At 68.6% G+C, this 25,830-nt stretch carries 27 protein-coding genes; 12 read left to right on the top strand and 15 right to left on the bottom strand.

Features of this window, described 5'->3' with window-relative positions; genetic code table 11:
• The first annotated feature begins 10 nt into the window (after positions 1 to 10).
• A complete protein-coding gene (locus tag ASE12_RS10695) occupies positions 11 to 580 on the top strand; it encodes a GNAT family N-acetyltransferase (RefSeq protein WP_056400191.1) in 570 nt (189 codons plus the stop codon).
• Here the strand turns inward: ASE12_RS10695 and ASE12_RS10690 are convergent.
• The 6 genes from ASE12_RS10690 to ASE12_RS20055 form a co-directional block, all read right to left on the bottom strand.
• Positions 568 to 1,458 (bottom strand): hypothetical protein, encoded by an 891-nt coding sequence (locus tag ASE12_RS10690; RefSeq protein WP_056400188.1) that lies wholly within the window; start codon positions 1,456 to 1,458, stop codon positions 568 to 570. The genes ASE12_RS10695 and ASE12_RS10690 overlap by 13 nt on opposite strands.
• A complete protein-coding gene (locus ASE12_RS10685) occupies positions 1,459 to 1,812 on the bottom strand; it encodes a hypothetical protein (protein ID WP_157412895.1) in 354 nt (117 codons plus the stop codon).
• 117 nt (positions 1,813 to 1,929) lie between these two features.
• Positions 1,930 to 2,382, bottom strand: coding sequence for a GNAT family N-acetyltransferase (locus tag ASE12_RS10680; RefSeq protein WP_056400182.1), 453 nt, complete (start codon positions 2,380 to 2,382; stop codon positions 1,930 to 1,932).
• Between the two features lie 141 nt (positions 2,383 to 2,523).
• Complete coding sequence (locus tag ASE12_RS10675) at positions 2,524 to 3,459, bottom strand: oxidoreductase (protein WP_056400179.1); 936 nt, start codon at positions 3,457 to 3,459, stop codon at positions 2,524 to 2,526.
• Positions 3,460 to 3,487: 28 nt separating this feature from the next.
• Positions 3,488 to 4,285: a maleylpyruvate isomerase family mycothiol-dependent enzyme gene (locus ASE12_RS10670; protein ID WP_056400177.1), complete on the bottom strand. Its 798-nt coding sequence runs from the start codon at positions 4,283 to 4,285 to the stop codon at positions 3,488 to 3,490.
• Entirely contained in the window at positions 4,272 to 4,796 is a 525-nt protein-coding gene (locus tag ASE12_RS20055; RefSeq protein ID WP_056400174.1) for a hypothetical protein, read from the bottom strand. The genes ASE12_RS10670 and ASE12_RS20055 overlap by 14 nt, the downstream gene beginning before the upstream one ends.
• 103 nt (positions 4,797 to 4,899) lie before the next feature.
• Here ASE12_RS20055 and ASE12_RS10660 point away from each other — a divergent pair, with 103 nt between their 5' ends.
• From ASE12_RS10660 to ASE12_RS10645, 4 genes are all read left to right on the top strand, one after another.
• Positions 4,900 to 5,313, top strand: a complete 414-nt coding sequence (locus ASE12_RS10660) for a DoxX family protein (RefSeq protein ID WP_056400170.1) — start codon at positions 4,900 to 4,902, stop codon at positions 5,311 to 5,313.
• Between the two features lie 95 nt (positions 5,314 to 5,408).
• A complete protein-coding gene (locus ASE12_RS10655) occupies positions 5,409 to 6,008 on the top strand; it encodes a GNAT family N-acetyltransferase (protein ID WP_056400168.1) in 600 nt (199 codons plus the stop codon).
• Between the two features lie 92 nt (positions 6,009 to 6,100).
• Positions 6,101 to 7,111: an alcohol dehydrogenase AdhP gene (adhP, locus tag ASE12_RS10650; RefSeq protein WP_056400165.1), complete on the top strand. Its 1,011-nt coding sequence runs from the start codon at positions 6,101 to 6,103 to the stop codon at positions 7,109 to 7,111.
• Between the two features lie 88 nt (positions 7,112 to 7,199).
• The gene (locus ASE12_RS10645; protein WP_056400162.1) at positions 7,200 to 7,841 is read left to right on the top strand and encodes a response regulator transcription factor; all 642 of its coding nucleotides are present in this window, start codon (positions 7,200 to 7,202) and stop codon (positions 7,839 to 7,841) included.
• Between the two features lie 3 nt (positions 7,842 to 7,844).
• Here ASE12_RS10645 and ASE12_RS10640 read toward each other — a convergent pair whose 3' ends face one another.
• A complete protein-coding gene (locus tag ASE12_RS10640; RefSeq protein WP_056400158.1) occupies positions 7,845 to 9,527 on the bottom strand; it encodes a GAF domain-containing protein in 1,683 nt (560 codons plus the stop codon).
• Positions 9,528 to 9,671: 144 nt separating this feature from the next.
• Here ASE12_RS10640 and ASE12_RS10635 point away from each other — a divergent pair, with 144 nt between their 5' ends.
• Complete coding sequence (locus ASE12_RS10635) at positions 9,672 to 10,517, top strand: universal stress protein (protein WP_056400157.1); 846 nt, start codon at positions 9,672 to 9,674, stop codon at positions 10,515 to 10,517.
• 1 nt (position 10,518) lies between these two features.
• Positions 10,519 to 11,046 (top strand): flavodoxin domain-containing protein, encoded by a 528-nt coding sequence (locus tag ASE12_RS10630; protein ID WP_056400156.1) that lies wholly within the window; start codon positions 10,519 to 10,521, stop codon positions 11,044 to 11,046.
• Between the two features lie 41 nt (positions 11,047 to 11,087).
• Here ASE12_RS10630 and ASE12_RS10625 read toward each other — a convergent pair whose 3' ends face one another.
• On the bottom strand, positions 11,088 to 11,519 hold the full coding sequence (locus tag ASE12_RS10625; protein WP_056400155.1) for a pyridoxamine 5'-phosphate oxidase family protein: 432 nt from the start codon (positions 11,517 to 11,519) through the stop codon (positions 11,088 to 11,090).
• A 239-nt stretch (positions 11,520 to 11,758) separates the two neighbouring features.
• Between ASE12_RS10625 and ASE12_RS10620 the strand changes: the two genes are divergently transcribed.
• A complete protein-coding gene (locus tag ASE12_RS10620; RefSeq protein ID WP_056400154.1) occupies positions 11,759 to 12,301 on the top strand; it encodes a DoxX family membrane protein in 543 nt (180 codons plus the stop codon).
• Positions 12,302 to 12,361: 60 nt separating this feature from the next.
• Here the strand turns inward: ASE12_RS10620 and ASE12_RS10615 are convergent, their stop codons facing one another.
• From ASE12_RS10615 to ASE12_RS10595, 5 genes are all read right to left on the bottom strand, one after another.
• The gene (locus tag ASE12_RS10615; RefSeq protein WP_056400145.1) at positions 12,362 to 13,864 is read right to left on the bottom strand and encodes an acetyl-CoA hydrolase/transferase family protein; all 1,503 of its coding nucleotides are present in this window, start codon (positions 13,862 to 13,864) and stop codon (positions 12,362 to 12,364) included.
• A gap of 60 nt (positions 13,865 to 13,924) precedes the next feature.
• Positions 13,925 to 14,218, bottom strand: coding sequence for a hypothetical protein (locus ASE12_RS10610; RefSeq protein WP_056400142.1), 294 nt, complete (start codon positions 14,216 to 14,218; stop codon positions 13,925 to 13,927).
• Positions 14,215 to 14,658 carry a MarR family winged helix-turn-helix transcriptional regulator gene (locus ASE12_RS10605; protein ID WP_056400139.1) on the bottom strand — a complete coding sequence of 148 codons (444 nt, stop codon included), beginning with the start codon at positions 14,656 to 14,658 and terminating at the stop codon, positions 14,215 to 14,217. Before ASE12_RS10605 ends, ASE12_RS10610 begins: the two co-directional genes overlap by 4 nt.
• 94 nt (positions 14,659 to 14,752) lie before the next feature.
• Positions 14,753 to 16,615 carry an acyl-CoA dehydrogenase gene (locus ASE12_RS10600; RefSeq protein WP_056400135.1) on the bottom strand — a complete coding sequence of 621 codons (1,863 nt, stop codon included), beginning with the start codon at positions 16,613 to 16,615 and terminating at the stop codon, positions 14,753 to 14,755.
• A 139-nt stretch (positions 16,616 to 16,754) separates the two neighbouring features.
• Positions 16,755 to 17,345: an HAD family hydrolase gene (locus ASE12_RS10595; RefSeq protein WP_235508887.1), complete on the bottom strand. Its 591-nt coding sequence runs from the start codon at positions 17,343 to 17,345 to the stop codon at positions 16,755 to 16,757.
• Between the two features lie 166 nt (positions 17,346 to 17,511).
• Between ASE12_RS10595 and ASE12_RS10590 the strand changes: the two genes are divergently transcribed.
• Both ASE12_RS10590 and ASE12_RS10585 read left to right on the top strand, forming a co-directional pair.
• Complete coding sequence (locus ASE12_RS10590; RefSeq protein WP_056400132.1) at positions 17,512 to 19,956, top strand: DUF6571 family protein; 2,445 nt, start codon at positions 17,512 to 17,514, stop codon at positions 19,954 to 19,956.
• Between the two features lie 12 nt (positions 19,957 to 19,968).
• Complete coding sequence (locus tag ASE12_RS10585; RefSeq protein WP_056400128.1) at positions 19,969 to 20,313, top strand: hypothetical protein; 345 nt, start codon at positions 19,969 to 19,971, stop codon at positions 20,311 to 20,313.
• Positions 20,314 to 20,316: 3 nt separating this feature from the next.
• Here ASE12_RS10585 and ASE12_RS10580 read toward each other — a convergent pair whose 3' ends face one another.
• Positions 20,317 to 20,967 carry a hypothetical protein gene (locus tag ASE12_RS10580; protein WP_157412894.1) on the bottom strand — a complete coding sequence of 217 codons (651 nt, stop codon included), beginning with the start codon at positions 20,965 to 20,967 and terminating at the stop codon, positions 20,317 to 20,319.
• Positions 20,968 to 21,093: 126 nt separating this feature from the next.
• On the opposite strand from ASE12_RS10580, the gene ASE12_RS10575 reads away from it, so the two are divergent.
• Positions 21,094 to 21,450, top strand: a complete 357-nt coding sequence (locus ASE12_RS10575; RefSeq protein ID WP_056400120.1) for a hypothetical protein — start codon at positions 21,094 to 21,096, stop codon at positions 21,448 to 21,450.
• 2 nt (positions 21,451 to 21,452) lie between these two features.
• A complete protein-coding gene (locus tag ASE12_RS10570) occupies positions 21,453 to 21,758 on the top strand; it encodes a hypothetical protein (RefSeq protein WP_056400119.1) in 306 nt (101 codons plus the stop codon).
• A 66-nt stretch (positions 21,759 to 21,824) separates the two neighbouring features.
• On the opposite strand, the gene eccCa is transcribed toward ASE12_RS10570, so the two are convergent.
• A complete protein-coding gene (gene eccCa / locus ASE12_RS10565) occupies positions 21,825 to 25,772 on the bottom strand; it encodes a type VII secretion protein EccCa (RefSeq protein ID WP_162255478.1) in 3,948 nt (1,315 codons plus the stop codon).
• Between the last annotated feature and the right edge of the window lie 58 nt (positions 25,773 to 25,830).

The raw sequence follows: 25,830 nt of genomic DNA, 5'->3' as shown, positions 1-25,830 counted from the left end.
ATCATGAGGCATGGGTTCCCGACTTGATGACGCCGTCTGGCCAGTGCACACCGACCGACTCGTGCTCCGTCGCTTCGAGGCCGGCGACGTGCCGCGGATCTTCGACTACCGCTCGCAGGCGGAGGTCGCCGAGTGGATCGGCGGACTCTCGACGGACGTCGACTCGCTCGCCGAGCGCTTCGGCGACGGCTCGACGGCCGTGATCGTCGAGCACGACGGGCAGATGATCGGCGACCTGATGGTCAAGGTCCAGGACGCGTACGCGCAGCGAGAAGTGGCTGATCAGGCCGAGGCCACCGAGGCCGAGCTCGGCTGGGTGTTCGACCCTGCGCACCACGGGCAAGGGCTGGCGACCGAGGCGATCGCCGCCCTCCTGCGGATCTGCTTCGAGGAGCTCGGGCTGCGTCGGGTCGTGGCGATGTGCTTCGCGGCCAACGAGCCGTCGTGGCGCGTGATGGAGCGGCTCGGCATGCGCCGCGAGGCCCACAACGTCAAGGACTCCCTGCACCGCGACCACGGCTGGCAGGACGGATACGCGTATGCGCTCCTCGCCGAGGAGTGGCGCGCTCAGGCGTTGTAGACCACGAGCTCGCGCCGAGCACGCTCGATCGCGCCGGTCATGCCCGAGAACGTGATCGTCGCGAGCACCCACCACTCGATCGAGTTGTGCACCGCCTCGACGCTCGGCGAGGCGTCGGCGGGCAGGGTCAGCTCGAACGGGACCTCGGTCGTGACGCCCTGCACCAGTGCGAGGTCCTTGGCCACCGTCACGTGGGGGCGGCTGAACCACTCGATGTCGGGCGACGGCGGCTTCTCGAGCGGATGCGAGACCTGGGTCCGGTAGAACCGCACGTCGGCGGTGGCACTCCTGGTGACCGGCTCGGTCGGCGTCACCGAGATCGTGCCGCGGACCACGTCGCCGGCGCGGTAGGCCACCGCGTCCGGGACGATGTCGAAGCGGATGCTGTTGGCGATCGCACTCTCGCCCTGGACGAGCCGCGTCTCGGTCGGGACTGGATCGGGCGCAGGCACGACGACCGTGAACGAGGCCTCGGCCTCGGGCGACCTGCCCCTGCGCTGGACCGCGAGCCGGGCCTGCCACGCCACGGCAGGGTCGGACGTACCGGGGGACCACGACGGCAGTCGTACGGTCGCGGTGTGCGTCCCCGCTGCCAGCGTGCCGCCGGCGAACGTGATCGGGGCATGGCCGGCCGCGACCCAGTCCTTGGCGTCGCTGCGGCCGCCGGCACTCGTCGGGCCGATCAGGTCGGTGGTGGTGTTGCGCGCCCACTCGTACGTGTAGGTGTTGACGTACCCGATCTCGATCCGGGCGTCGATGACGTCGTCCAGAGGCTCGTCGAGCGTGACGGTCGCGGTGAGCGACTCCGTCGGCAGGAGGGGGCGGTCAGGAGCGACCGACACCGTGACGCCGGAACGTCGCCGCGGCAGGAGCCTCACTCAGGCGCTCGGTTTCTCGCCGCCGAGCCGCTTCCAGAACCAACCGGTGCAGAACCACCAGACGGCGAACAGGATCTTGCCGAGGAGCTTCAGGATCATCATGACCGGCCAGGCGATGACCACGGCGATCAGCCAGAACGGGTAGAGGATGCCGAGGCACAACCAGAGGAACTGCTTGATGCCGGCCGGATACTCCTTGACCATCCCGAAGTAGAGCTTCGGGCTGGCGGCCGCGAGCAGCTTCTGCGGCATGGACCGGGCGTCGGCGACCTCGTGCTCGAGGTCGGTGAGGGCGGGACCGCGCTCCGCGCCGGTGAGCCCGCGCTGCGGCGGGGGAGGCTCGTTGATGGACATGCCGATCACAGTAGGGCTCGGGTGCCGCGCGTCGCCGGGAATTGGCGGAAGATCAACGAGGAGCGGGCCACCGACCGTCGTACGGTCGATGGCCCGCCACGAGGTGGGGTCGGAGGCTCAGGCCTCGTCGGGCTCGCGGACCAGCATGAGGTTGGTCTTGCCGTCGTGCGTCAGCGCGCCGACTTCCTCGAAGCCGCGGCTCTCGTGGAACGCGAGGGAGACGTCGTTGGTCTCGTAGACCTCGAGCGCGACGGGAGTGTCGCCCTCGATCTCCTCGTAGAGCTTGGAGGCCACCCCCTTGCGGCGGTGGTCACCGGACACGACGATGCGGTCCAGGTAGACGTAGTCGTCGACGAGCTTGTCCTCGAACCACCGGTAGCGGCTCGAGTCGTACTCGGCACCTGGGGGCAGGGTGATGACGAAGCCGGCGATGTCGCCGGAGTCCTCGGCGACGAGCGCCTGGTCGGACATCTTGACGAGGAGCGAGAGGCTCTCGTTGTCGAGGGGTCCGACGCCCTCGAGGGCGTTCTGGTTGAGGTGGACGATGGTGTCGAAGTCGCTGTGCGTCATGTCTCGAATCATCAGGTCTTCGACGTTACGTCAACCTGGCGCGGAAGGCACGCGAGGACAGGGTGCGTGTGGGCGATCCCACATGAGGCGAATCGGCGCGTGATCCGCGATTCTCTCGGGCATCGCAGAGCGGTTCGCGGGTCAGACCTCGAACGTCGCGCCGACCGCCGTCTCGGACGCCGACCACAGGTCCCGCGCGAGCTCCTCGTCCCGCGCGGCCCGGCTCGGCGTCACGATCCTGGGCTTGCCGCGGAGCCCGCGGAAGCCCGACGGCCCGACGTACTCGCCACCGGTGAGGGCCGGATCGGTCGCCGCCATCAGCAGCGGCATCGCACCGAGCGCGGCGGGTTGCGCGATGATCCGGCTGACCTGGTGCATGCCCATTCCCGGCAGTGAGAGCCCGCTGCTGGTGGGTCCGGTCTTCGTGATGTTCGTGGCGGCGTAGCCCGGGTGGGCGCCGACGCTCACGACGTCCAGCCCGGCGGCCTTGGCCCGGCGGTCGAGCTCGAGGGCGAACAGCAGGTTGGCCAGCTTGGACTGGCCGTACGACTGCCAGCGGCGGTAGCGCTGGGGTGTGCCGCCGGGGGCCAGCGTGGTGAGGTCGACGCTGCCGACCGTCGTGTGCGCCAGCGAGGCGACGGAGACGATGCGGGCGGCGCTGTCGCGCAGGACCGGCCACAGGGCCGCGGTCCACGCGAAGTGGCCGAGGTGGTTGGTGCCGATCTGGAGCTCGAACCCGTCGGCGGTCGTCGAGTAGCGCGGGGGCACCATGATGCCGGCGTTGTTGACGAGGATGTCGACGCGCTCGTACGTCTTGGTGACCTCGGCCGCCGCCCGTCGCACGTCGGCGAGGTCGGCGAGGTCGAGCGAGACGACCTCGGCTAGCGCGCCCGGCGCCTTGTCGGCGATGCGGGCGAGGGCGATCTCGGCCTTGCGCTCGTCGCGGGCCGTCACGACGAGGTCGGCGCCGGCCCGGCCGAGCCCGATCGCGGTGTGCAGGCCCAGGCCCCCGGTGACGCCCGTGATGACGGCACGCTTGCCGGTGAGGTCGGGGATGTCGCGGGTGCTCCAGGTCATCGCGCCAGCGTAGAGGAAGATCCGCCGGTCAGGACATGATCGGCATGGCGTCGAGGGTCGCCCGCGCGAGCTCCTCGTCGCCCTCGATCGTGATGTCCAGCTGGTCGGGCGTGCGACGCCCGGCCGTCAGCACCGTGAACGCCTCGGTCGACATCGTCAGCGTGGCGGACGGTTCGTCGAGGGTCTCGATCGCGCTCGCCCGGCCGTCCTCGCCGACCCGCACGACGAGCTCGAGCGGCGTCTCGCCGGTCACGTTCCACCGCACGGTCGACAGCGCCGGCGGCTTGACCTTCTTGCCCAGGACGTACGGCATCGCGAACGAGAACGTCATCACGGCGACGTGCGCACCGGTGCTGTCGAGGCCGCCGGGTCGCCCGGTGGCCCGCCGGATGTCCTGCTCGTGCACCCACACGTCGACCGAGCGGTTGCGCAGCAGCGTGTCCCAGCTCCACGCGACGCCGCCCGGGGTGACCGGTGCCAGGGCCGATGGATCGTCGGGCAGGTCGGCCAGCCGGCTCGCTCGCAGCTCGACGGCCGAGGCGAGCTCCGCGACGAGCTCGGCCGGCGTGCGGTCGCGGCGGGCGGCGACACCGGTCGCGGTGTAGGACGAGGTGACGTCCGTACCTGCGGCGCTGTCGTACGTGTTCTGCGCGGAGTGGCACAGCTCGGTCTCGAGATGGGCGACGTGAGCCACGACGTCCTTGACGGTCCACTCCGTGCAGTCGGTCTGGCGCGCCCAGTCGGCGTCGTCGAGCTCGGCAGCGAGGGCGATGATCGCCTCAGCGGCTTCGTGCCATCCGCGCACGTAGGTCTCAAGCAGATTCACGGACGGTCTCCTGACGCTGTTGGCGACGACACCAGAACACGTACCCCGCAAACGCCGCGGCCACCGTGACGCCCAGGATGCCGATGCCCTTGGCGTCGTTGGCGCGGGACTCGAAACCGGTCACCGTGGCCCAGCCGTACGACGCGTTGTCCACGCGCCTGTCGCGCGGGGTGCAGTGCACCCGCATGCCGGTCCTGCCCGCGCCGAGGAGCCCGATCAGGTGCCACTGGTTGCCCTCGTTGTCGACCTGGATGTCGAGCGCCGCGGCCGGGATGTCGACCGGCTTCTTGTCGCGTCCGGTGGCCCGGCAGGTCACGTCGCGGTCCGGCTGGAGGATGTCGGTGAACACGACGAGGGTCTTGCCCTGGGCGTCAGCGCGAACAGTCGTCGGCGTCACGGTGACCTCGCGCACCGGGTCCCACGCGCCGGCGGCGACGACCGTGGCGAGCACGACGCTGCCGAGTGCGAAGAGGAAGGCCGTCAAGTACCAGAGCGGGCTGACCGGTTTCACGCAGCCACCCTCCCACACCGCACTGCGTCAGCCGGTCCTTGACGCGTCGTGCAGGGAGGGCCAGACTGCCCGATTGACGGCTCAACCATCTGAGAGGCACCTCATGGACGAAATCTTCCTCATCGGACGCATCTTGTTCGCCTACCTGCTTGTCGGATCGGGCATCGGCCACCTGACCCAGACCGCGGCGATGACCGGCTACGCGGAGTCGCGCGGGCTGTCCAACGCGAAGCTCATGGTCCAGATCAGCGGCGTGGCCATGATCCTCGGCGCCGTGTCGATCGTCTTCGGCATCTGGGGTGACATCGGCGCTCTCGGTATCGCGATCCTGCTGGTCATCACGGCCGTCATGATGCACGCGTTCTGGAAGGAGACCGACGCGACCAACAAGATGATGGAGATGGTCCAGTTCAACAAGGACGTCGCCCTCGCCGGTGGTGCGCTCGCCATCTTCTACATCCTGGGCAGCGACTTCGCGCCCTACACGATCACCAACCCGCTGATCAGCTGGTACTAGCCCGTACGCGTGACGCCCGGCGCGCGGGAGAACATCCCGCGTCGTCGGGCACTTGGACCCTGCCGTCACGACGAGCTCGGCCGGACACTCGGGTCATGCCGACCACCGCTCCCGATCGAGACGCCCTGAGATTCGAGCTGCTCACGGACGGCCGTGCGGCCTGCGTCCGCCCCATGACGCGTGCGGACCGGGCCGCCGTCACCGCCATGTACGCGTGCACGAGCGCGGCGAATCTCTACACCCGCTTCTTCACGAGCGGAAGGGGTGCCGTGACGAGTCACCTCGACCATCTCTTCGCTCCGCTCGATGCGCCGGCGGTGTTCCTGGTCGAGGTCGATGATCGGTTGATCGGAGTCGCCGACGTGGAGCCGTGCGACGAGATCACCTCGGAGGTCGCGTTCCTCGTGGCCGACGACGCACACGGCCTCGGCGTCGCGACGCTGCTCCTCGAACGGATCGCGGACGAGGCCCGAGCCGCCGGCGTGCAGTGGCTCGTCGCCGACGTCCTGGCGATCAACCATCCGATGATGGCGGTCTTCACGGACGCGGGATTCGCGATCGACCTGCACACCAGCCACGGTGAGGTGTCGGTCCGGATGAGCACCGCCTCGTCACCTGCCGTGGTCGAGGCCTCGTCCGTCCGCCACCGCTGCGCAGCGCATGCGCGTGCCCTGATGGATGTGTCAGGGACCTAGGTCCCTGACATCCGGGCGCACGTGCCCTACGCCGGATCCACGACACCGACTGAGGTGGGAGCAACCCCCTTTCCACCTCACGAGGAGTCGTCATGAGAGCCGCCGTTGTCACCGCCCTGGGCCAGCCCCTCGAGATCCAGGAACGTCCGGTCCCACAGCCAGGGATCGGTGAGGTCCTCGTACGCATCGAGGCCTGCGGCCTGTGCCACACCGACATCCATGCCGCCCAAGGTGACTGGCCGGTCAAGCCGATTCCGCCGTTCGTCCCCGGACACGAAGGCGTCGGCATCGTCGAGAAGCTCGGCGCACAGGTCACCGCCCACGTGGTCGGCGACCGGGTCTCGATCGCCTGGCTCGGCCACGCCTGTGGGCACTGCCGCTACTGCATCGACGGTCGCGAGACGCTGTGCGAGAGCCAGCTCAACAGTGGTTACTCGATCGACGGCGCGTTCGCCGAGTACGCCCTCGTCGACGCCGACTTCGCCGTACGCGTGCCGGAGGGCGTCGAGCCGTTCGACGCCGCCCCGCTCAGCTGCGCGGGCCTCACGGCGTACAAGTCGATCAAGGTCGCGCACGTGCAGCCCGGCGAGACCGTCGCGGTCTTCGGCATCGGTGGCCTCGGCCACCTGGCCGTCCAGTACGCCCGCCTGGTGGGTGCCGTCGTGATCGCGGTCGACATCGACGACGAGAAGCTCGAGCTGGCCACCGCACTCGGGGCCGACCACGTCGTCAACGCGGCGACCGAGGACCCCGTCGCGGCGATCGCCGCACTCGGCGGCGCAGATGTCGCACTGGCGTACGCGGTCTCGCCGTCGGCGTTCGAGCAGGCCTTCGCGTCGTTGAGCCGGGGTGGCCGACTCGTGTGCGTCGCGCTCCCGGCGGACGGCACCATGAGCATCCCGATCTTCGACACCGTGCTCAAGGGCATCGAGATCATCGGCTCGATCGTCGGCACGCGCCAGGACCTGACCGAGGTCTTCGCGCTGCACGCGCGTGGGCGTACACGGGTCATCGCCGAGGGCCGCAAGCTCGACCAGGTCAACGAGGCGATCGCGGAGCTGCTGACCGGCGGCATCGCGGCTCGCCTGGTGTTCGAGCTCTGAGCGGGCCACGGGGGGTCGCGGGACCTTGGACCCTCGACACTCCACCGGAGCCGGCGAATACTGAGGGTCAGCCACTCGAGGAGAATCGATGACGATCCGCGTCTTCCTGCTGGATGACCACGAGGTCGTCCGGACGGGACTCCGCCAGCTGCTCGAGAGCGGCGGCGACATCGAGGTGGTCGGCGAGGCCGGGACGGCCAGCGCCGCGTTGGCCAGGATCCCGGCACTCACCCCTGACGTCGCCGTGCTCGATGCGCGGTTGCCGGACGGCAGCGGCATCGAGGTCTGTCGCCAGATCCGCTCGGCGCATCCGGAGACCAGGGCCATCATCCTCACGTCGTTCGACGACGACGAGGCACTCTTCGCCGCGATCATGGCCGGCGCCGCGGGATACGTCCTCAAGCAGGTCACCGGCCAGGACCTGATCGCCGCGGTTCGTCATGTCGCAACCGGCGGCTCGCTCCTCGACCCGAGCGTGACGGCGAAGGTCATGGAACGTCTTCGAGAAGGCGCGCCGGAGGAACCCGACGAGCTCAAGAGCCTGACGGCGCAGGAGCGACGCATCCTCGAGCTCGTCGCCGAAGGGCTGACCAACCGGCAGATCGGCGAGCGGCTGTTCCTCGCCGAGAAGACGATCAAGAACTACATGTCCAACGTGCTGTCGAAGCTCGGGTTGGAGCGGCGGACCCAGGCGGCGGTCTTCGCCAGCAGGCTGCTCGACGACCGCTGACCCTCAGGTCGGCACGATCCAGGAGACGCGCGTACCTCCTCCGGGGGCAGCGCGGATCTCGAACTCACCTCCGCGCGCCTCGGCCCGCTGGCGCAGGTTGGACAGCCCGCTGAGCCGAGGCGATGACCCCGGTCCCACGCCGTCGTCCACGACCTCGATGCTGATCTCGCCCGACACCGCGGCGATCGTGACCGAGACCTGGGCGGGACCGGCATGGCGTACGGCGTTGGCGAGCGACTCCGTGACGACGGCCGCCACGTCATCGGTGAGGTCCCCGGAGACCATCAGGTCCACGGGTCCCAGGAACGTCACGCGCGGCCGGGTCGTGAGCTGGTCGGACACCCGGTCGATGATCTCGAGGATGCGGGCGCGAAGGCTCACCGTGGTCGTCTCGGGGTCTCGTTGCATCGCGAAGATGCTCTGCCGGATCTGGGCGATGGCGCTGTCGATCTCGGTGATCTGCGCCGTGATGCGTCCGGCGGTCTCGGGGTCGGCGCCGGCAGCGGCGGCCTGCAGGCTGAGCCCGGTCCCGAACAGCCGCTGGATCACGTGGTCGTGGAGGTCGCGCGCGATGCGGCTGCGGTCCTCGAGCAGGGCCACCCGGCGGCGCCCTCGCCGTGACTCGGCCCGGTCGATCGCGACGCTGATGTGGCTCGCGAACGAGGCGCCCATGTCCAGGTCGCGAACGCTGAACGGAGGTCGCCCGACCGCACGCGAGAGCGTGAGCACGCCTGCTGGAACGTCTCCGTGGGTGAACGGGATGACGACCGAGTTGCCCAGCAGGGCGTGCTGCGCGAAGCCATGGGCCTGGAACTCGCTCGACTCGCTGACCAGGATCGGCTCGCCCGACGCGATGGCGTCGCCGGCGAACGTGCCCTCAAGAGGGAACGACATCGTCATGAGGTCGTCCGCGCCGGTCCCGGACGCGCGATCGACATAGATCTCGTCGCCCGACAGGGTGATCCGGCCGATGCTGACCAGGTCGGCCTCGGCGAGCTTCTGGACCTGCTCGACTATGACGCCGAGGTGTTCCTCCTCCTCCTCGTCACGCATGAGCCGACGGGCGGTGTCCGCCAGAGCGGACGACCAGCGTTCGCGGTAGGCCGAGTCGTCGAACAGGCGCGCGTTCTCGATGGCGATGCCCGCGGTGGCCGCGAGCGCCTGCGCCAGCTCTTCGTCCTCGGCCGAGAACGCGCCGTTCAGGCTGTCGGTCAGGTAGAGGTTGCCGTAGACCTCGTCTCGTACGCGGATCGGCACCCCCAGGAAGTTCTCCATGGGTGGATGGTGATCCGGGAAGCCACTCGATCGACCGTCGTCCGCGATCTTCCGCAACCGCACGGGGTGCGGATCGTCGATCAGGGCTCCCAGCAGGCCCTTGCCCTCGGGAAGGTGGTCGATCTGCGCGATCACGTCCGGGTCCATCCCGATGTGGATGAACTGCTCGAGGCGCCGTTCGTCACCGATGACACCCATGGCGGCGTAGCGGGCGTTCAGGAGCTCCATGCCGATCTCGACGATGCGGTGGAGGACGGTCGGCAGGTCGAGCTTGCTGGTCAGGTCGTTGTTGACCCGGATCAGGTCCCGCAGGCGTGACTGGGAGGCGATCAGCTGCTGCGCGCGCTCGACGAACTGGGCGAGCACCGCCTCGAAGTCGAGGGTGGGGCCGGTCGCGCGCTCGTCGGTCATGAGACTCCTGGTCGCACCTGGGTGTCTCGTCACACTACGCGCGTATGGGCCGGGGACCTAGGTCCTGCAGACCGTGGACGGTGGCCCATGCCGTCGGGAGGCCTCTGCGGCGATCGTGGAAGGACCAGCCGCCCAGGAGGAGACATGAACAGTCCGAGAAGGCCCGTCGTCATCGGCATCGCCGACAAGCAGCCCACGGCACTCCGGTTCGCGCTGCGTGAGGCACTACGCAGCGACGTCGAGATGCTGGTCGTGCACGCGGCTGGCGTGCCGCTCCAGGGCGTGAACGCCTACCTCAGCCCTGCCGACCTCGACGCCCTCCACGCTGCAGGGCAGAAGGTCCTCGACGACGCGCGGGAGCTCCTCGACCAGGAGGTCGCGGTCCCCTCGATCGCGTACGAGCTGTCAACCTCCACCGTCGTAGAGGCGCTCGAGGCCGCGACCGTCGACGCACACCTGCTGGTCATCGGAGCCGACGACATCCCGTGGTACGACCGGATGCTCGGTGGCGGGGTGGCCCGCCACATGGCGCGGCACGCGCCGTGCCCCGTCGTCGTGGTCCCGGAGATCGCCTATCCGGCGCCGCCGCGAGGTGGCGTGGTGGTCACGCTGGATGGCGACACGTCCGCGACCGGGCCCTTGACGTACGCCTTCGAGCAGGCCCTGGTGCGGGGGCACGAGCTGCACGTGCTCCACGCGACCCCGCCGGCGACGCTGGCAGCAGACGCCGAGGCGATCCGCGCCAACATCGCGGAGGTGCTCGCCGGCTGGGGCGAGATGTACCCCGACGTCCGGGTGATTCGCGCCTTCATCGTCGACGGTGCTGAGCAGGCCATCGTCGCCGCCAGCGCACACGCCGAGCTCGTGGTCGTGGGTCGCCCGCACTCCCGGACCCTCTCGTTCGCCCTGACGCGGCCGCTCGCGATGCAGGTGCTGCGGCGAGCCGGTTGCCCGGTCGCGATCGTCCCGTCCGACTACCGGGGAGCCTGACGTGCGAGCCTGCCGCTCGTTGGTCGTCGCCGCAGCCAGCCGGCACGGCGGCACCTGCGAGATCGCTGATCGCCTCGCCGTGACCCTGGCCGAAGCCCTCCCTGATGGGTGGGACGTCGTGCGGTCGGACCTGAGCGATCTTCGCGCCTTCGACGACGCCGATGCGGTCGTGCTCGGCAGCGCGATCTACTTCAGCCACTGGATGCACTCCGCGGCGCGCGCCCTCACGTACGTGAAGGATGCCGCGCTGTTCGACCTCTGGCTCTTCAGCACCGGTCCGATATCCGACGTCGAGAGTGAGAACGCCCAGATCATCTCTGCGGATGCGATGGTCACATCCGGACAGGCAGTCGAGCACAAGATCTTCGGAGGCCGCCTCGACACCACGCACCTCAGCTGGGTCGAGCGGACGGCCATCAAGGCTGTGCATGCCCTTCCCGGCGATCACCGCGACTGGGACCAGGTCGACGCATGGGCGCGGCACATCGCCGACCAGCTCATGGTCGTCCCGGACCGTGCGGCCGGATAGCTGCGGCGGTGGCGAGCATCTGACAGGCGGGTGACCGTCGCTCAGTTGGTGTTGCCGCTGACGCGGCGACCTGCCAGGGACAACGGGGTCACCCTGATGACGAGGGGACGCACGCCGCCGGCCCACGGCCGGAGCCGCCTGTGCCCCAGGACGCGGTTGATGGTGGCCCTATCCTCCACGCCGGCGGCCGGGCCGCGCGCCGTGACGTTCCAGCCGCGGCGGAACTCGTCCTGGTGCTCAATGCCAAAGGCCACGTCCGGGTGCCCGTGCATGAGCTGCGCGAGGATCCCTCCAGGTGCAGTACGGAGGTAGATCGCACCGTCGAGCACGGCGTAGTTCGCCGGGATCAGCTGTTGCCCCTCGTGATCGACGAACGCGAGGTGCCCCACTGTCGTGGTGCCGAGGAGCTCGAGGCACTCCTGGCCCGTGAGGCTCACCAGCGATCGCGAGCTGTCGGATCTCAGCGTCGTCATGGGAGGTCCCTTCGCCTTGCCGGATGCTTCGGAGCTCGGTTGTCTCCGGTGTCGACGCTGCCACCCGGTGCCGCGTCCGGCCACGGGCAAGGTGCCCGGCAACCCGGGACCTTGGTCCCGTCGTGGCCCGGTGGGTCGTTGCGGACCTAGGGCCCGCCCATTGCGGACGCAGGGCCCTGACCTGCGGCGCGTCCGCCGGGAATGCTGAAGGCAACGCATCACCCAACCGAGGAGTCAGCATGACCGCCACATTTGCCGCCCATCACGCCAAGGCCATCCCTGTCACTGCGGAGCGGACGGCGCCGATGTCGCTGGTCCTCGGCGTGATCCGACTCGCGATGGGCTGGACGTTCCTGTGGCCCTTCCTGGACAAGACCTTCGGCCTGGGTCACGAGACGGCTTCCGCCGACGCGTGGGTCAACGGCGGCAGTCCCACAGCCGGCTTCCTCGGCCACGCCACCAAGGGTCCGTTCTCCGACACCTACCAGAGCTTCGCCGGACATGCGTGGGCCGACTGGCTCTTCATGCTCGGCCTGCTCGGCATCGGCACGGCGCTGATCCTCGGTGTTGCGGTCCGCATCGCCGCCGCGGCCGGTGCACTGCTCCTGGTGCTGATGTGGACCGCGGTCCTGCCCCCGGAGAACAACCTCTTTCTCGATGACCACCTGATCTACGCCATGGTCCTTGCCGTGCTGGCGATGGCGAGCGCGGGCCGCACCCTGGGGCTCGGCAAGATCTGGGAGAAGCTTCCGGTCGTCAAGGACAACGCGGTCCTCCGCTGAGAGAGGGAGCTCAGCGGTTGCATGGTCCGGCGGCCCTCGGGACGCCGGGCCATCGCTGCGTCACATGTGGCCCGTGTCGAGGTATCGCTCGTGCCAGCTCAGCGCTTCCGCCAGCAGGTGAGGGGTGTGCCGGGCGTACGGATGGGCGGCCCACGCGCGTTCGGTGTAGTCCGTGAGCTCGTCGCGGAACCGTGGGTCCGCGCACCGGATGATCCGCTGGCAGCGGGCGCGAGGCGAGAGTCCGCGCAGGTCCGCGAGGCCGTGCTCGGTCACGATCACGTTCACGTCGTGCTCGGTGTGGTCGACGTGGCTGACCATCGGGACGATCGCGGAGATCGCTCCGCCCTTCGCCGTCGACCGGCTGAGGAAGAAGTTGAGGAAGGCATTGCGCGCGAAGTCTCCGCTCCCGCCGATGCCGTTCATGATCGCGCTGCCCATGACATGGGTCGAGTTCACGTTTCCGTAGATGTCCGCCTCGAGCATCCCGTTCATCGAGATCACCCCGAGCCGGCGGATCAGCTCCGGATGGTTCGAGATCTCCTCGCTCCGCAGCAGGATCCGGCCTCGGTAGCTGTCGATGTCGGACATGAAGCGCTTCACACCACGATCCGACAACCCGAACGAGGTCGCCGAAGCAGCGCGCAGCGTCCCGTCGTCGAGCAGGTCGAGCATTCCGTCCTGGATCACCTCCGTGAACGCGACCAGGCCGGAGAACTCGCTCTCGCCCAGCCCGGCGAGGACGGCGTTCGCCACGTTCCCGACCCCGGACTGCAGTGGCAGCAGGCCGGGTGGCATGCGTCCCGCTGAGACCTCGTGCCGCAGGAAGTCCAGGACGTGGTCGGCGATGGACGCAGAGGTGTCGTCCGGCGCGCTGAACGGCGCGTTGCGGTCCGGGTGGTCGGTCTCGACGACAGCCACGACCTTGGCCGGGTCGACCCGGAGGTACGGCTCGCCGATGCGTTGCATCGCCTCGGTCAGCTGGATGGGCTGCCTCGCGGGCGGCAGGGCGGTTCCGTAGTAGACGTCGTGGAAGCCCTCGAGCTCTCGCGGCTGCCAGTGGTTGACCTCGAGGATCACCCGGTCGGCCTGGTCGAGCCAGGTCTTGTTGTTGCCGACCGAGCTGCTCGGGACGAGGCGGCCGTCGGGGAGGATCGCTGTCACCTCGACGACAGCGAGGTCGAGGTGACCGTAGAACCCGAACCACATGTGCTGGGCCGAATGACTGAGGTGCTCGTCGACGTAGTCGACCTCACCGGAGTTGATCAGGGCACGGAGCGTCGGATCGCTGCTGTACGGCAGCCGGGTCGAGATGCCGTGCGTCTCCGCGAGGACACCGTCCGCCCCCGGCCCCGTCGACGCGCCGGTCCAGAGCCCGATCTGGAAAGCGTCACCTCGGTCGTGTGCCTCGGTCATGCGGGCGGCCAGTGCCGTCGGGATGGCCTTCGGGCAACCGGCACCGGTGAATCCGCTGAAGCCCACGTTGTCGCCCGGATGGATGAGGAGTGCGGCTTCGTCTGCGGTCGTGATCAGGCTGCGAAGGGTCGGACAGCTCACGCGGGTCATGGGCACCCGACCGTACGCGCCGGGGTTCGCAAGACACAGGGTCGAAGGTCCCGGGGTGACTCAGAACAGCAGGACGAACGCGGCGACGGTCGGCACCAGCGCGACCGCCGACCACCCGGCCGAGAACGGTCGCACGCCGAGGATCGCACGGGTCGCGGCGCAGACGACCAGGGCGACGACGCCGGACATGAAGGTCAGCAGACCCGCATCGGAGCGGCGGCCCTCGTCCAGCAGCACGTACGAGACGCCGATCAGTCCGAGGACGCCGTGGATCGTGACGGCCAGGAAGCCGATCGCCGCGACCCGACGACGTACGCGGTCGAGGGCGACCGCCTCAGTCGTGCGGCCGGTCATGCGGGCACCGCCTCGGCTGCGTCGATGATGCGGTGCAGCACGGCGTTGGTGGCGCGCAGGTCGTCGACGCTCATGCCGAAGCGGGCGAGCATGGTCGCCGGCACCTTCAGGGCCTTGCGACGCAGGGCACGGCCGTCGGCGGTGAGCGCGATCTCGATCAGCCGCTCGTCGGTGCTCGACCGCGTCCGCGTCACCAGCCCCGACTGCTCGAGCCGCTTGACCAGCGGCGAGACCGTCGCGGGCTCGAGGTGCAGCAGCTCGCCGAGTGCCTTGACGCTGAGTGTCCCGTGCTCCCACAGGGCCAGCATCGTGAGGTACTGCGGGTGCGTGAGACCGAGGGGCTCCAGCACCGTGCGGTAGCTCGCGATGACGCTGCGTGATGCGACCGCCAGCGCGAAGCAGACCTGCTCCTCGAGCGCGAGGGGATTGGTGTCGTCCATGTCGCAAGTGTACGAATGATTAGTGCACTAATCAAATGGTGAGACGAAGGCCCTCACCGCGAACGATGAGGGCCTTCGGTCGGGGCTCAGCAGCTCAGAACGAGGATTCGTCGAGCTCCATGAGCGAACCGTCGACGTTCTCGGCGATCGCCCGTTCGCCGGCGAGCTGCGGGAGCACGTTGCGCGCGAAGAACTGCGCAGCGGCGACCTTGCCCTCGTAGAAGCTCTTGTCCGAGGCGGAGACCTCGCCGCCCAGCTTCTCGAGCGCCACCTCGGCGCCGCGGAGCAGCAGCCACGCGACGGTCAGGTCGCCGAGGACGTACACGAGGCGGGTCGTGTTGAGGCCGACCTTGTAAATGTTCTTGAGGTCGCCCTTCTCGTCCGCGGGGTTCGACGACATGAGGTCGGTGAAGACCGCACCGATGATCGCGGTGGCGTCGTCGAGGCCCTGCTTGAGGAGCTCGCGCTCCTCCTTGAGGCGGCCGTTGCCGGCGTCGCTCTCCGCGAACGCCTTGACCTGCTCGGACAGGTAGCCGAGCGCGACGCCCTTGTCCTTGACGATCTTGCGGAAGAACAGGTCCTGGCCCTGGATCGCCGTCGTGCCCTCGTAGAGGGTGTCGATCTTGGCGTCGCGGACGTACTGCTCGATCGGGTAGTCCTGGAGGAAGCCCGATCCACCGAACGTCTGCAGCGACTCGGTGCCGAGCAGCACCCAGGAGCGCTCCGAGCCGTAGCCCTTGACGAGCGGCAGCAGCAGGTCATTGATCGACTCCGACAGCGCGGCGTCCTCGCCGGCGGCCTTCTTGATGATGACGTCGTCCTGCCACGTCGAGGTGTACATCGCGAGCGAGCGGAGTCCCTCGGCGTACGCCTTCTGGGTCATCAGCGAGCGGCGGACGTCGGGGTGGTGCGTGATCGTGACGCGGGGCGCGGTCTTGTCCGACGCCTGCGTCAGGTCGGCGCCCTGGATGCGCTCCTTGGCGTACTCGAGCGCGTTGAGGTAGCCGCTCGACAGCGTCGAGGCGGCCTTGAGCCCGACGAACATGCGGGCGTTCTCGATCACGCGGAACATCTGGTTGATGCCGTCGTGCACCTCGCCGAGCAGCCAGCCCTGCGCCGGTGCGCCGTCGCCGAACGTCACCTCGCACGTCGTGGAGACCTTGAGGCCCATCTTCTTCTCGACGTTGGTGACGTAGGCGCCGTTGCGCTCGCCGGTGAGCTCACCGGTCTCGTGGTCGAAGTGGAACTTCGGCACGAGGAACAGGCTGAGGCCCTTGGTGCCGGGGCCACCGACGCCCTCGATGCCGACGGGGCGGGCGAGGACCAGGTGCATGATGTTCTCGGCCATGTCGTGCTCACCCGAGGTGATGAAGCGCTTGACGCCCTCGATGTTCCACGAGCCGTCCTCGTTGGCGAACGCCTTGGTGCGGCCGGCGCCGACGTCGGAGCCCGCGTCGGGCTCGGTCAGCACCATCGTGGCGCCCCAGCTGCGGTCGACCATGTGCTGGGCGATCTTCTTGTCCCGCTCGATGCCGTTCTCGAACACGATGCGCGCGAACGCGGGACCGCAGGCGTACATCCAGATCGCCGGGTTGGCGCCCAGCACGAACTCGGCGCTGCCCCAGATCAGGGAGGCCGGCGCGACCTGTCCGCCGAGCTCCTCGGGGATCTGGAGGCGCCACCACTCGGCGTCCATCCAGGCCTTGTAGGACTTGGCGAAGGCCGGGTTCATCGTCACGGTCTTGGCGGCCGGGTCGTAGACCGGCGGGTTGCGATCGGCGTCCTCGAACGATGCGGCGAGGTCCTCGCGCGCGATGCGGTCGATCTCGGTCAGGATGCTCTTCGCGGTGTCGGCGTCGACCTCTTCGAAGGGTCCGGTGCCGAGGACGTCCTGCCGGTTGAAGAGCTCGAACATGTTGAACTCGACGTCACGGAGGTTGCTCTTGTAGTGGCTCATGCCAGCAATCCTTTGGGGGTACGCGCTGCACGGCAGCGGCTTGCTACTGGGTAGTAACTTAAGTATCCGTCCGCAAGCGGGTTAAAACAAGTCAAATGCCGGATGCGGGGCTGTCTGACCTGTCACACGTTGCCGCAGGTCAGCGGCGGTCGAGCCAGTCCGGGAAGTCCTCGAGCGTCGTCAGCACGGTGTCGGCGCCGGCGTCCCGCAGGTCGTCGGCCGTGCTCGGCCCGGTCGCGACCGCGACGCCGACGACGCCCGCGAGGCGTGCAGCGTCCATGTCGTGCACGTGGTCGCCGACGTACGTCGTGGCGCCCTGCTCGCGCAGCACGACGCCCTTGGCCTCGCGCCAGGCGCCGCCGAAGACCTCACCGACGGGCAACCCCAGACGGTCGACGTGCAGCTGGGCATTGGGTGCGTGCTTGGCCGTCAGCAGGATCGTGCGGCCCACCTTGTTTGCGGCCTCGACCGCTTCGTACGCACCGGGCATCGCAGTGACCAGGTCGAGGGCGATCAACGGGTAGAGCTCGCGATAGCGGTCCGCCCAGTGCTTGACCTCGGGCTCGGGCAGCCAGTGCTCGAGCTCCCACTCGACCGGCGGGCCGAGCCGCGACACGACGAGGTCGGTGTCGATGCGGGCGCCGGTCTCGACGGCGAGCTGGTCGTACACCGCCTTGATCCCCGGTCGTGAGTCGATGAGCGTCATGTCGAGGTCGAAGCCGGTGATCACACCGCCGAGCCTATCCGCGGCGGATCACGGGCAGCGTGGGCGTTTGCGCCAAGGTGTCTGAAGGATCGACCCAGAGGTGGCATGAAGGCCGGTGTTCTGGTTATCCTCGACAGGCTGACAGCCGCCGATTTCAGGTTGTCTCGATGACTGAGCTTGGGGGAGCCACATGGCGTTGATGCCGTTCGAGAAGCATCCTGCAGACACCGGCACGATGACGGCGTCCGCGTCGACGCTGGAGCAGAAGGCTGCCAAGTGCCTCGACCAGAAGGAAATCACCGACAAGGCCTACAACCCGGCCGTCGACTCCTGGGAGGGGATCTGCGCCCCGGAGCTTCGCGCCGCGCCCAAGCCCATCCGCGACTCGGCGGCGACGGCCAACAAGCAGCTCGCGTGGTCGGCCGTGCCGATCAACTACGCCGTCGGCAAGGTCAAGGCGTTCAACGCCAAGATCGGCGGGTTCGAGGCCGACTCCGAGAAGCCTGAGCCCGAGGGCGGGCACCCGACGCAGACCAACAAGTCGATCGCGATGGCGGCCTACCGCGAGGCCTACGAGACCGACATCGTCGACGGCTTCAGCGAAGCCGCAGGGATGTTCAAGGACGGTCCGACCGACGAGAACATCGCCCTCGCCAAGGCTGCCGGCGCGATCCCCAACGCACCGGTCTTCACGGTCTTCGGGCAGCTGTGGCACGAGGACAACGTCAAGAAGGCGGTCACCGAGGCCGACAAGCTGATCCAGCAGATCAGCGACGGCAAGTACACCGACATGAAGACCCCGTTGGGACCGCTTGTCGACCTGCTCAAGAAGTACGGCACCGACCAGATGTTCGCGGCGATGCTGCTGAACAAGATCGGCCCGGACGGGATGCTGCGGCTCAACCAGATCGTCGCCCAGTCCGAGAGCGACACCAAGCCGGACGACTACGGCAACAAGGACGGCGGCCCGCGCGACAACGCCCTGGGCGACCTCATCGGGCAGTTCCAGAAGAGCCTTGGCATCACGCTGGGAACGGCGACGGGAGGCCAGGACGGCTACGAGCCCGGCACGCGCGACGACTACCGCCTCGACGGCGACTTCACCGAGCGGCTCAACGAGCTCGGTCGTGAGAAGTCAACCATCAAGTGGCCGGGCGACGACGACCTCGAGTACGGCACCGAGCTCTACGGCTACCAGGTCTTGGCGCCGCTGCTCAAGAACGGTGAGTTCAGCAGCGACTTCCTGACTGATGTCGGCAACGGCATGTACTACTTCGACAAGGGCGACGGCGAGCACGGCGGTGGTCCCTGGATGGACACCGTTGCCAACCTGCGCAGCGACCACGGCATCCGCCTGGACTGGACCGAGGGCACCGGGTCGACCCATGCGGCGGGCTTCGATCCCATGAACGGCCTGATGACGGCCCTGGGCAACAACCCGCAGGCGTCGCACGACTTCTTCACCGACTCGCGCAGCTACATGATCGACGGCAAGGAAGGCCACGACCAGGACGTCGGCTACAACGAGAAGCTGCGCTACCTCCTCAACGAGCGCCACTGGGGCCTGCCCAACGACCAGCCCTACATGGGGGATGGGACCGACAAGGACGGCTACTACGACAAGAAGCTCTGGGAGGAGCAGAACAACACCCACGCGATGGACCCGCTGGGCAAGGCGCTCACGGCGGCGACAGGTCTCGGCGACCGCGACTCCGCGACGCTGTTCGGCGATGTCGTCTACGAGGTCTCCCACGGCGACTCCGACAAGTTCGGCGACCTGCGTGACGACTTCTCCAACATGGCGACCCAGCACCTGGGTGGCATCAACTCGGCGTTCATCGGTGACGGCGGTGCCGGTCCAGATGGCGACATCGATCCGATCACCAAGGGCGTCCAGTACGACCCGGGCTTCAGTGCGATGGACGACCTCGACCTCGAGAAGTTCCTGGCCGAGATCGGCAAGGACCACGACGCTGCGACCCACCTCACGGCCGCCGAAGGTCTCTACATGCAGGCCGGTTATCACCACTACGCCGGTCTCGATGGCTCGATCGAGGACCGGATCGCCGCGATCGACGCCAACGTCAACACGCCCCTCGGCCACGTGCTCGGCGCACTCGACTACGGCTCGAGCGAGCAGACGTTCGACGATCACCAGGAGTCGGACAAGGAGCACAACGACGGGGTCGACGACAAGTACAAGATCATCGGCTTCTTCACCGACAAGCTCCCGTTCGACAAGATCCCGGTCGGTGGTGACCTCGTCAAGGAGGGTGTGGGCGCCTACCTCGATGCACTCAAGGAGTCCGAGCACATCGACACGACCGCCGTGGCCAACCAGCTCATCGGCAGCCTGCACTCCGGGTCGGAGAATCACATCCAGACGACCGCCGAGATGACGCTCTACGCCTCGCTCAGCGACCAGGACCTGGCCCAGTTCGGCGACAAGATCCCGCGGTCGTCCGACGGCAGTCCCAAGCCGCTCGGTGACTGGACGGCGCAGGACCAGGCCATCTTCAACCAGGGCGTCCGCGACCCTGCGATGGCGAAGTACTTCACGCAGTTCGGGCAGGACGCCCGTGACGCGTATTCTCAAGCCTTCGACGGCACCAAGACCGATCTGAAGTCCCACTGATGGAGGCACCTCATGGGTGACACACGCGTTTCAGCCGACACCAGCGCCGTTCGCGACGCCGGCACCAAGACGGCTGGCACCGCCGACGGGTGGACGACGATCGGCAGCGAGTCCAAGTCGGCGCTCGAGGGCGCCAAGTCGGCCATCAAGGACGATCCCTCAGGGCTGGGCTCCGCCATCGAGACGTTCGCCTCGACGTGGGTCCCGAAGTTCACGCAGATGGGCACTGACGTCGACAACCTCGGCGCCAACGCCGTGAGCTCGGCGAACCACCTGGACCGCAACGACGCAGAGGGCGCCAACACCCAGACCCCGCCTGCCGTGGTGCGACCGATCAACGGCCGCGTCCCGGTCTGAGTCCTACTTGTCCTGCTGGCACCGCTGGTAGTAGCGGTCGTCGCTCGTGGGGTCCTGCGGGTCGAGGTCGTAGCGGGTCGCCTTCCAGACGCCGTCTTTCGCCGTGACTGAGACGCTCGCCAGGATACCGATGTTGTTCCTGCGCGTCGGTGTGTGGTCGAAGGCCCCGCGCGCGTCGACGCATGCCCAGAACACGGCCGTGTCGCCGTCGACCTGAGGTGGCTGGACCGTGATGACGAGTGGGTCGTTGGCCACCGGCTGCTTGCCGCTCCGCGCTGAGCGGGTGGGCTCCAGCAGCACGTCGTCGCCGGTCGTGAGCGACGCGCTGACCTTGCCGATCGCGGCGTCGCTGCGCCACTCCGGTGAGAACGTCGCGAGGTAGACCGCGGCGAGCGTGCGGCGGCCGACGTCGACGACAGGGTCGCTCCCGTTGACGCCCTTGTCGAGACTCCACTGGATCTTGAGGTGCTTGTCGCCGGCGAGGGGAACCGCCTGGACGCCCGGGTCCTCCGAGGCCTGGGCCGGCGTCGGCGACGCACTGGTCGGCGAACCGGTCGGCGGCTTCGGGTCCGGCTTGTCGTCGCTGGTGCACGACGTCGTAATGAGGGTCAGAGTCAGTGCGGCGGCCACGGCCATCCCCCGATGGATGCTCATGCCAACATCCTGACACACGCGCCGCGCGCGCTCAGGACATCGGAACGCCCTGGGAGTGACAGTGCGACTGAAACCAATTACGGTAGGACCACAGACGTGACACATATCGGGGGAGGAACAACTCCAATGGGCAAGCTTAATCTCAACGACAGCGGAGCGCTGGCCAGGGCCGGCGGCAAGTACGAGGGCAACGCCGAGGAGCAGATGGCCGGCGCCAAGTCCCACGCATCGCAGATGGAAGGCATGACGCGCGGCTTCGCGGGCCGGGCCGGCAACAAGCACCAAGCCGTCTCCGGGCAGCACGCCGTCAACCACGGCGAGATCGCCAAGCGCATCGTCGAGCACGCGGTGTCGTCCGTACGCGCCAACAAGCAGGTCCTCGACCACGACGAGACCAGCTCCAACACGCAGCAGGCGTCCTTCGGCTCGGCTGAGTCCACCGGCTCGGCCGTCCGTTCCATCAACTTCGGCGGGGGTGCGTGAGCATGGCTGACGGATCGCGTACGACATTCGACCTGGGCGTCCTCGAAGAGGGCGCTGGAGCACTCAAGAGCCACGGCGGCAACGTCGACTCCTACCGTGCGGAGCTGGCCAGCCACATCGACCAGGCCATCTCCAACTTCGACGGCGGCGTCGGTGCCGACGAGGTCTCGGCCGTCAAGGCCAAGGCCAACGAGCTCATCGACCAGCACATCGAGGACCTCAAGACGCACGGCACGAGCCTGCAGAACGTCAGCGGTGACACGCAGGCGACCATGAACACGGTTCGCCGCGGTCTCGCTCCTTCCTGAGCCCAGCACCGACAGAAGCGCCACGACCCATCGGGTCGTGGCGCTTCTGCGTTGTGTGCGACGGTGTCAGGCGTCCTCGCGGGGTCGACCCACCTGGATCTGCGACGATCGTCCGTCGCGGCTGACGAACAGCGCGCGACCCTCGGGAAGGCGCCGGGCGGCCACTCCGTTGACGAGTCGCCCCTCCATGGGATCGCCGGCGAACATGAGGCCCGGCGTGGAGATGTCCGCGAGCCGCTGCAGCAAGGGCTCGTGCATGGCCCTGGCGAGGCCTCCGACGCGCCGGCTGATGATCAGGTGGAAGCCGAGATCGGACGCCTGTGCGACGAGGTCCACGAACGGTTGCAGCGGATTGCCGCTCGTCGTCGACACGAGGTCGTAGTCGTCGACCACGACGAACAGCTCCAGGCCCGTCCACCAGCTGCGGTCGCGCAGTTGCTGCGCCGTCACGTCGGGCCCGGGCATCCGCTCGCGGAGGGACTGGGCGATCGTCGCGGCGATCGACGCGCTCTGGTCCGCGGACATGCCATAGGCGACCTGGTAGTCGTCCGGGATGCAGCCCATGAGCGAGCGGCGGTGGTCGATGAACACGATGCCGACCTCGTCGGTCGACTTCCCGGCGACGAGGCCCTGCACCAGGGTGCGGAGCAGGGTGCTCTTGCCGGTCTGATTGTCGCCGTAGACCAGCAGGTGCGGCGCGGTGTCGCTGAAGTCGACAGTCGCGGTGCCCAGATTGAGCTCGGAGAACCCGACCGGGACCTCCCAGCGGTTGAGGTCACTGCGGTCGAGCTCGTCGAGCCACACCGTCTCGGGCAGCGTCTGGACGCGCGAGACCTGGCGGTCGGGCCAGCGCTCGTTGAGCCGGGTGACCCAGGCTCCGAGCATGGTCTGCAGGTCGGTCGGGTCGGCCTCGGGGTCCGCCGTGGGCAGCGCGGTCTGGAAGTGGTGGGCGCCACCGATGTCCGACAGCCCGCGGCCGGGGCTGTCGGCCGGGATCTGCTTCATCAGGTCACGGCCGAACTCGCTGTCGAACACGTCACCGAGCCGCATCTCGATGCGGCCGCCGAATGCCGGCTGCATGCGGATGCGTACCTGCATCGACTGGGTCGCGGTCAGCACGACGTGGACGCCGTATGCCGGGCCGCGCGCGGCGATGTCGGCCACGGCCCAGTCCATCGCGTCGTCCTCGTCGCGGATGATGCCCCAGCCGTCGATCACCAGGAACACGTCGCCCGGCACGTCCTCGGGCAGGCGGCCCTCGGCGCGAGCCCGCCGCCAGCCGCTCATCGAGTCGATGTCGTGCAGCCGGAACATCTGCTCGCGCTCGTCGATCAGCGAACGTACGTCGTTGACGGTGCGTGACCGCAGCTCGGCGTCGAGGCGGCCGGCGACCGAGGCGACGTGTGCGAGACCCTCGAGCCCGCGCAGCACGCCTCCGCCGTAGTCGATGCAGTAGAAGACGACCTCGCCGGGCGCGTACGACCACGACAGGGAGGTGATCATCGACGCCAGGAGGACACTCTTGCCCGAGGCCGGTGAGCCGATCACCAGCATGTTGGCGCGGGCGCCGGTGAAGTCCCACACCAGCGGGAACTGTGCCTGGTGGGTCGGGTCGTCCACGAGCCCGAGCACGGCGTCGAGGGTGCCCGTCTCAGGCTTGCGGTCCGCCAGGAGGTTGCCGAGGGGAAGCCGCTCCGGCAGCGGGTCGAGCCAGACCGGACGCACCTGGGCGTAGCCGGATGACGCCATCTGACGGCACAGCACGTCGAGCACCGTCGTCCCGCTCGCCGACTGCTCTGAGGCGTCGTCGGCGCCGTCTGCTGCGGCGACCTGCTGCGCCAGCCAGGCGCCCAGCCCGTTGACCGCGACGTACGGCACGACGGGCACCGTGGTCTTGGGGCCTTCGCTCGGAGGGGTGTAGGGCGACGAGACGAGCGCCGCCTTGAACCGGTCGAAGACCGTGGTGTCGACCTTGAGATAGCCCGAACCCGGCTCCGGTGGGAGGTGATAGGCGTCGGGCACGCCGATCGCGTCCCGGCTCTCGCCCTCGGAGAACGTACGCAGGCCGATCCGGTAGGACAGGTGCGACTCCAGGCCGCGGATCTTGCCCATCTCCAGCTTCTGGGTCGCCAGCAGCAGGTGGACGCCGATCGATCGTCCGATGCGGCCGATCGCGACGAACAGCTCGGCGAAGTCGGGCTTGGCGGTCAGGAGCTCGGAGAACTCGTCGACGATCACGAGGAGGTGCGGCAGCGGTTCGAGCGGCTCGCCGGCGTCGATCCGGTCCTGGTAGACCGTCACGTTGGGCAGGTTGCCGGCGTCCTTGAGGATCTCCTGGCGGCGCTGCATCTCGCCGTAGAGGGCGTCGCGCATGCGGTCGACCAGCGTCAGGTCGTCCTGGAGGTTGGTGATCATGCCGGCGATGTGCGGGATGTCCTCCATGGCGGCGAACGTCGCACCACCCTTGAAGTCGACCAGCATGAGGGCGAGCCGATCGGGCCCGTGCCCGATGACCAGCGAGCTGACGAGCGTACGCAGCATCTCCGACTTGCCGGAGCCGGTGGCGCCGACGACGAGTCCGTGTGGGCCCATGCCCCCGTGTGCCGACTCCTTGAGGTCGAGCATCACGGTCTTGCCGGTGGCGCCGACGCCGATCGGCACCCGCAGCAGCTCGCGCAGCGCACGCGGGCGCCAGGAACGTTCGAGATCGAGGTGTGCCGGGTCCTTGACGCCCAGGATGTCCGGCAGGCCGACGGTGTCGGAGAGCCCGTCATCGCCCACGTCCTCGACGGTCAGCCGCAGCGACGAGAGGACCCGCGAGATGGCCGACGTGACGCCGTCCGGGGCGATGTCGATCCGGAACGGCGCGGGGCGGGACGTCATGACGGCGGACCCGTCATCGGCGATCTCGATGCGCTCCTCGACGATCTCGGGCTCCTGGCGTGCGGAGTCGAGCAACGAGATGACGTGGACGCCCAGCGCCGCGAGCGAGACCTGGGGGTCGGGAGAGACCAGGTGGTGTCCCGGCTGCAGTCCGTCGCCGTCGACGATGACGACCAGGTGCGAGGTGGGGGTCGTGGCGCTGCCGCGGGACCGCTGGAGGCGGTCGAGGCGTGCCTCGAGCTCAGGGGCGAGGAACTCGGCCATCGCCGGGACGCTGGCCTCCACGCGACGTGCCGACAGGTCACCGTCGAGGACGTGGACGGACTGGGCGTGGGGGAGCCACTTGAGCCAGTCCCACGCCGCCGCGGCAGCGTCAGAGCGTACGAGAGCGATCTCGACGTCGTTGGGGCTGTGCAGGCTCGCCAGCTGGAGCGCCATGTTGGTCGCGATGGCACGGCGGTGAGGGGCGTGACCGATGACGCTGGTCTGGCCGATCCCGGTGAGGCTGAGGGTGATGGGCTGCTCGCGCAGGATCGCGTAGCGCTCGATCAGCTCCTGCGCCGCCTGCAGGCACACGGGGTCGAAGTCGTTGAGCGGCCCGGTGTCGGCGTCGAGGCTGAGGCCCGTGGAGAGCGGAACGTCGCCGGTGCCGACACGCACCGAGAGGAAGTCGAGGTGCGAGGGTCGTCGCTCCCACCGACGGGTGTCGTCGCGGCAGATGTCGAGCAGCTCGTCGGTCCGCGGGTAGCGCCACGCCTGCTCGGCCCGCTGGCCGGCGATCTGGTCGCGCACCGTGTGGCGCAGCGCTTCGACGTAGTCGAGGTAGCGTTCACGGCCCTCGCGTACCTGCCGCTTGGAGCCGCTGCGCTGGCTGATCATCATCATGGCGCCGATCGCGATCGAGCCGACGAGCGCGAGCAGGGCGGCGACCGCCACGATCGGCCGGCCCTGCTGCGTGATGGCGACCGTCAGGGAGCCCGTGCCGCTCATGATCGGCATCATCATCATGCTGGCGCCGGCCATCGCCGGAGCAGCCTGTCCGCGCATGGGTGGCGCCTCGATCGCGAGGGCGGAACCCTCAGTGCTCGGCGGCGCGATACGTGCCGGTCGCTTCACCAACGTGGTGGTCATGAGGTCCCCGAATGTCCGTCGTGTGGTGTGAGGGTGCTGGGTCAACGATATGCTCACA

The sequence above is a fragment of the Aeromicrobium sp. Root236 genome (assembly GCF_001428805.1).
In the GTDB taxonomy this organism is placed as follows: Bacteria; Actinomycetota; Actinomycetes; order Propionibacteriales; family Nocardioidaceae; genus Aeromicrobium.
This window is presented reverse-complemented; position numbering and strand designations above follow the sequence as displayed.

Bases quoted from the DNA above. Each gene is read 5' to 3' on its own strand.
- ASE12_RS10695 (WP_056400191.1), top strand. From the start codon at position 11: ATGGGTTCCCGACTTGATGACGCCGTCTGGCCAGTGCACACCGACCGA.
- ASE12_RS10685 (WP_157412895.1), bottom strand. From the start codon at position 1,812: ATGTCCATCAACGAGCCTCCCCCGCCGCAGCGCGGGCTCACCGGCGCG.
- ASE12_RS10680 (WP_056400182.1), bottom strand. From the start codon at position 2,382: ATGACGCACAGCGACTTCGACACCATCGTCCACCTCAACCAGAACGCC.
- ASE12_RS10675 (WP_056400179.1), bottom strand. From the start codon at position 3,459: ATGACCTGGAGCACCCGCGACATCCCCGACCTCACCGGCAAGCGTGCC.
- ASE12_RS10660 (WP_056400170.1), top strand. From the start codon at position 4,900: ATGGACGAAATCTTCCTCATCGGACGCATCTTGTTCGCCTACCTGCTT.
- ASE12_RS10655 (WP_056400168.1), top strand. From the start codon at position 5,409: ATGCCGACCACCGCTCCCGATCGAGACGCCCTGAGATTCGAGCTGCTC.
- adhP (WP_056400165.1), top strand. From the start codon at position 6,101: ATGAGAGCCGCCGTTGTCACCGCCCTGGGCCAGCCCCTCGAGATCCAG.
- ASE12_RS10645 (WP_056400162.1), top strand. From the start codon at position 7,200: ATGACGATCCGCGTCTTCCTGCTGGATGACCACGAGGTCGTCCGGACG.
- ASE12_RS10640 (WP_056400158.1), bottom strand. From the start codon at position 9,527: ATGACCGACGAGCGCGCGACCGGCCCCACCCTCGACTTCGAGGCGGTG.
- ASE12_RS10635 (WP_056400157.1), top strand. From the start codon at position 9,672: ATGAACAGTCCGAGAAGGCCCGTCGTCATCGGCATCGCCGACAAGCAG.
- ASE12_RS10625 (WP_056400155.1), bottom strand. From the start codon at position 11,519: ATGACGACGCTGAGATCCGACAGCTCGCGATCGCTGGTGAGCCTCACG.
- ASE12_RS10620 (WP_056400154.1), top strand. From the start codon at position 11,759: ATGACCGCCACATTTGCCGCCCATCACGCCAAGGCCATCCCTGTCACT.
- ASE12_RS10615 (WP_056400145.1), bottom strand. From the start codon at position 13,864: ATGACCCGCGTGAGCTGTCCGACCCTTCGCAGCCTGATCACGACCGCA.
- ASE12_RS10610 (WP_056400142.1), bottom strand. From the start codon at position 14,218: ATGACCGGCCGCACGACTGAGGCGGTCGCCCTCGACCGCGTACGTCGT.
- ASE12_RS10605 (WP_056400139.1), bottom strand. From the start codon at position 14,658: ATGGACGACACCAATCCCCTCGCGCTCGAGGAGCAGGTCTGCTTCGCG.
- ASE12_RS10600 (WP_056400135.1), bottom strand. From the start codon at position 16,615: ATGAGCCACTACAAGAGCAACCTCCGTGACGTCGAGTTCAACATGTTC.
- ASE12_RS10590 (WP_056400132.1), top strand. From the start codon at position 17,512: ATGGCGTTGATGCCGTTCGAGAAGCATCCTGCAGACACCGGCACGATG.
- ASE12_RS10585 (WP_056400128.1), top strand. From the start codon at position 19,969: ATGGGTGACACACGCGTTTCAGCCGACACCAGCGCCGTTCGCGACGCC.
- ASE12_RS10580 (WP_157412894.1), bottom strand. From the start codon at position 20,967: ATGAGCATCCATCGGGGGATGGCCGTGGCCGCCGCACTGACTCTGACC.
- ASE12_RS10575 (WP_056400120.1), top strand. From the start codon at position 21,094: ATGGGCAAGCTTAATCTCAACGACAGCGGAGCGCTGGCCAGGGCCGGC.
- ASE12_RS10570 (WP_056400119.1), top strand. From the start codon at position 21,453: ATGGCTGACGGATCGCGTACGACATTCGACCTGGGCGTCCTCGAAGAG.
- eccCa (WP_162255478.1), bottom strand. From the start codon at position 25,772: ATGACCACCACGTTGGTGAAGCGACCGGCACGTATCGCGCCGCCGAGC.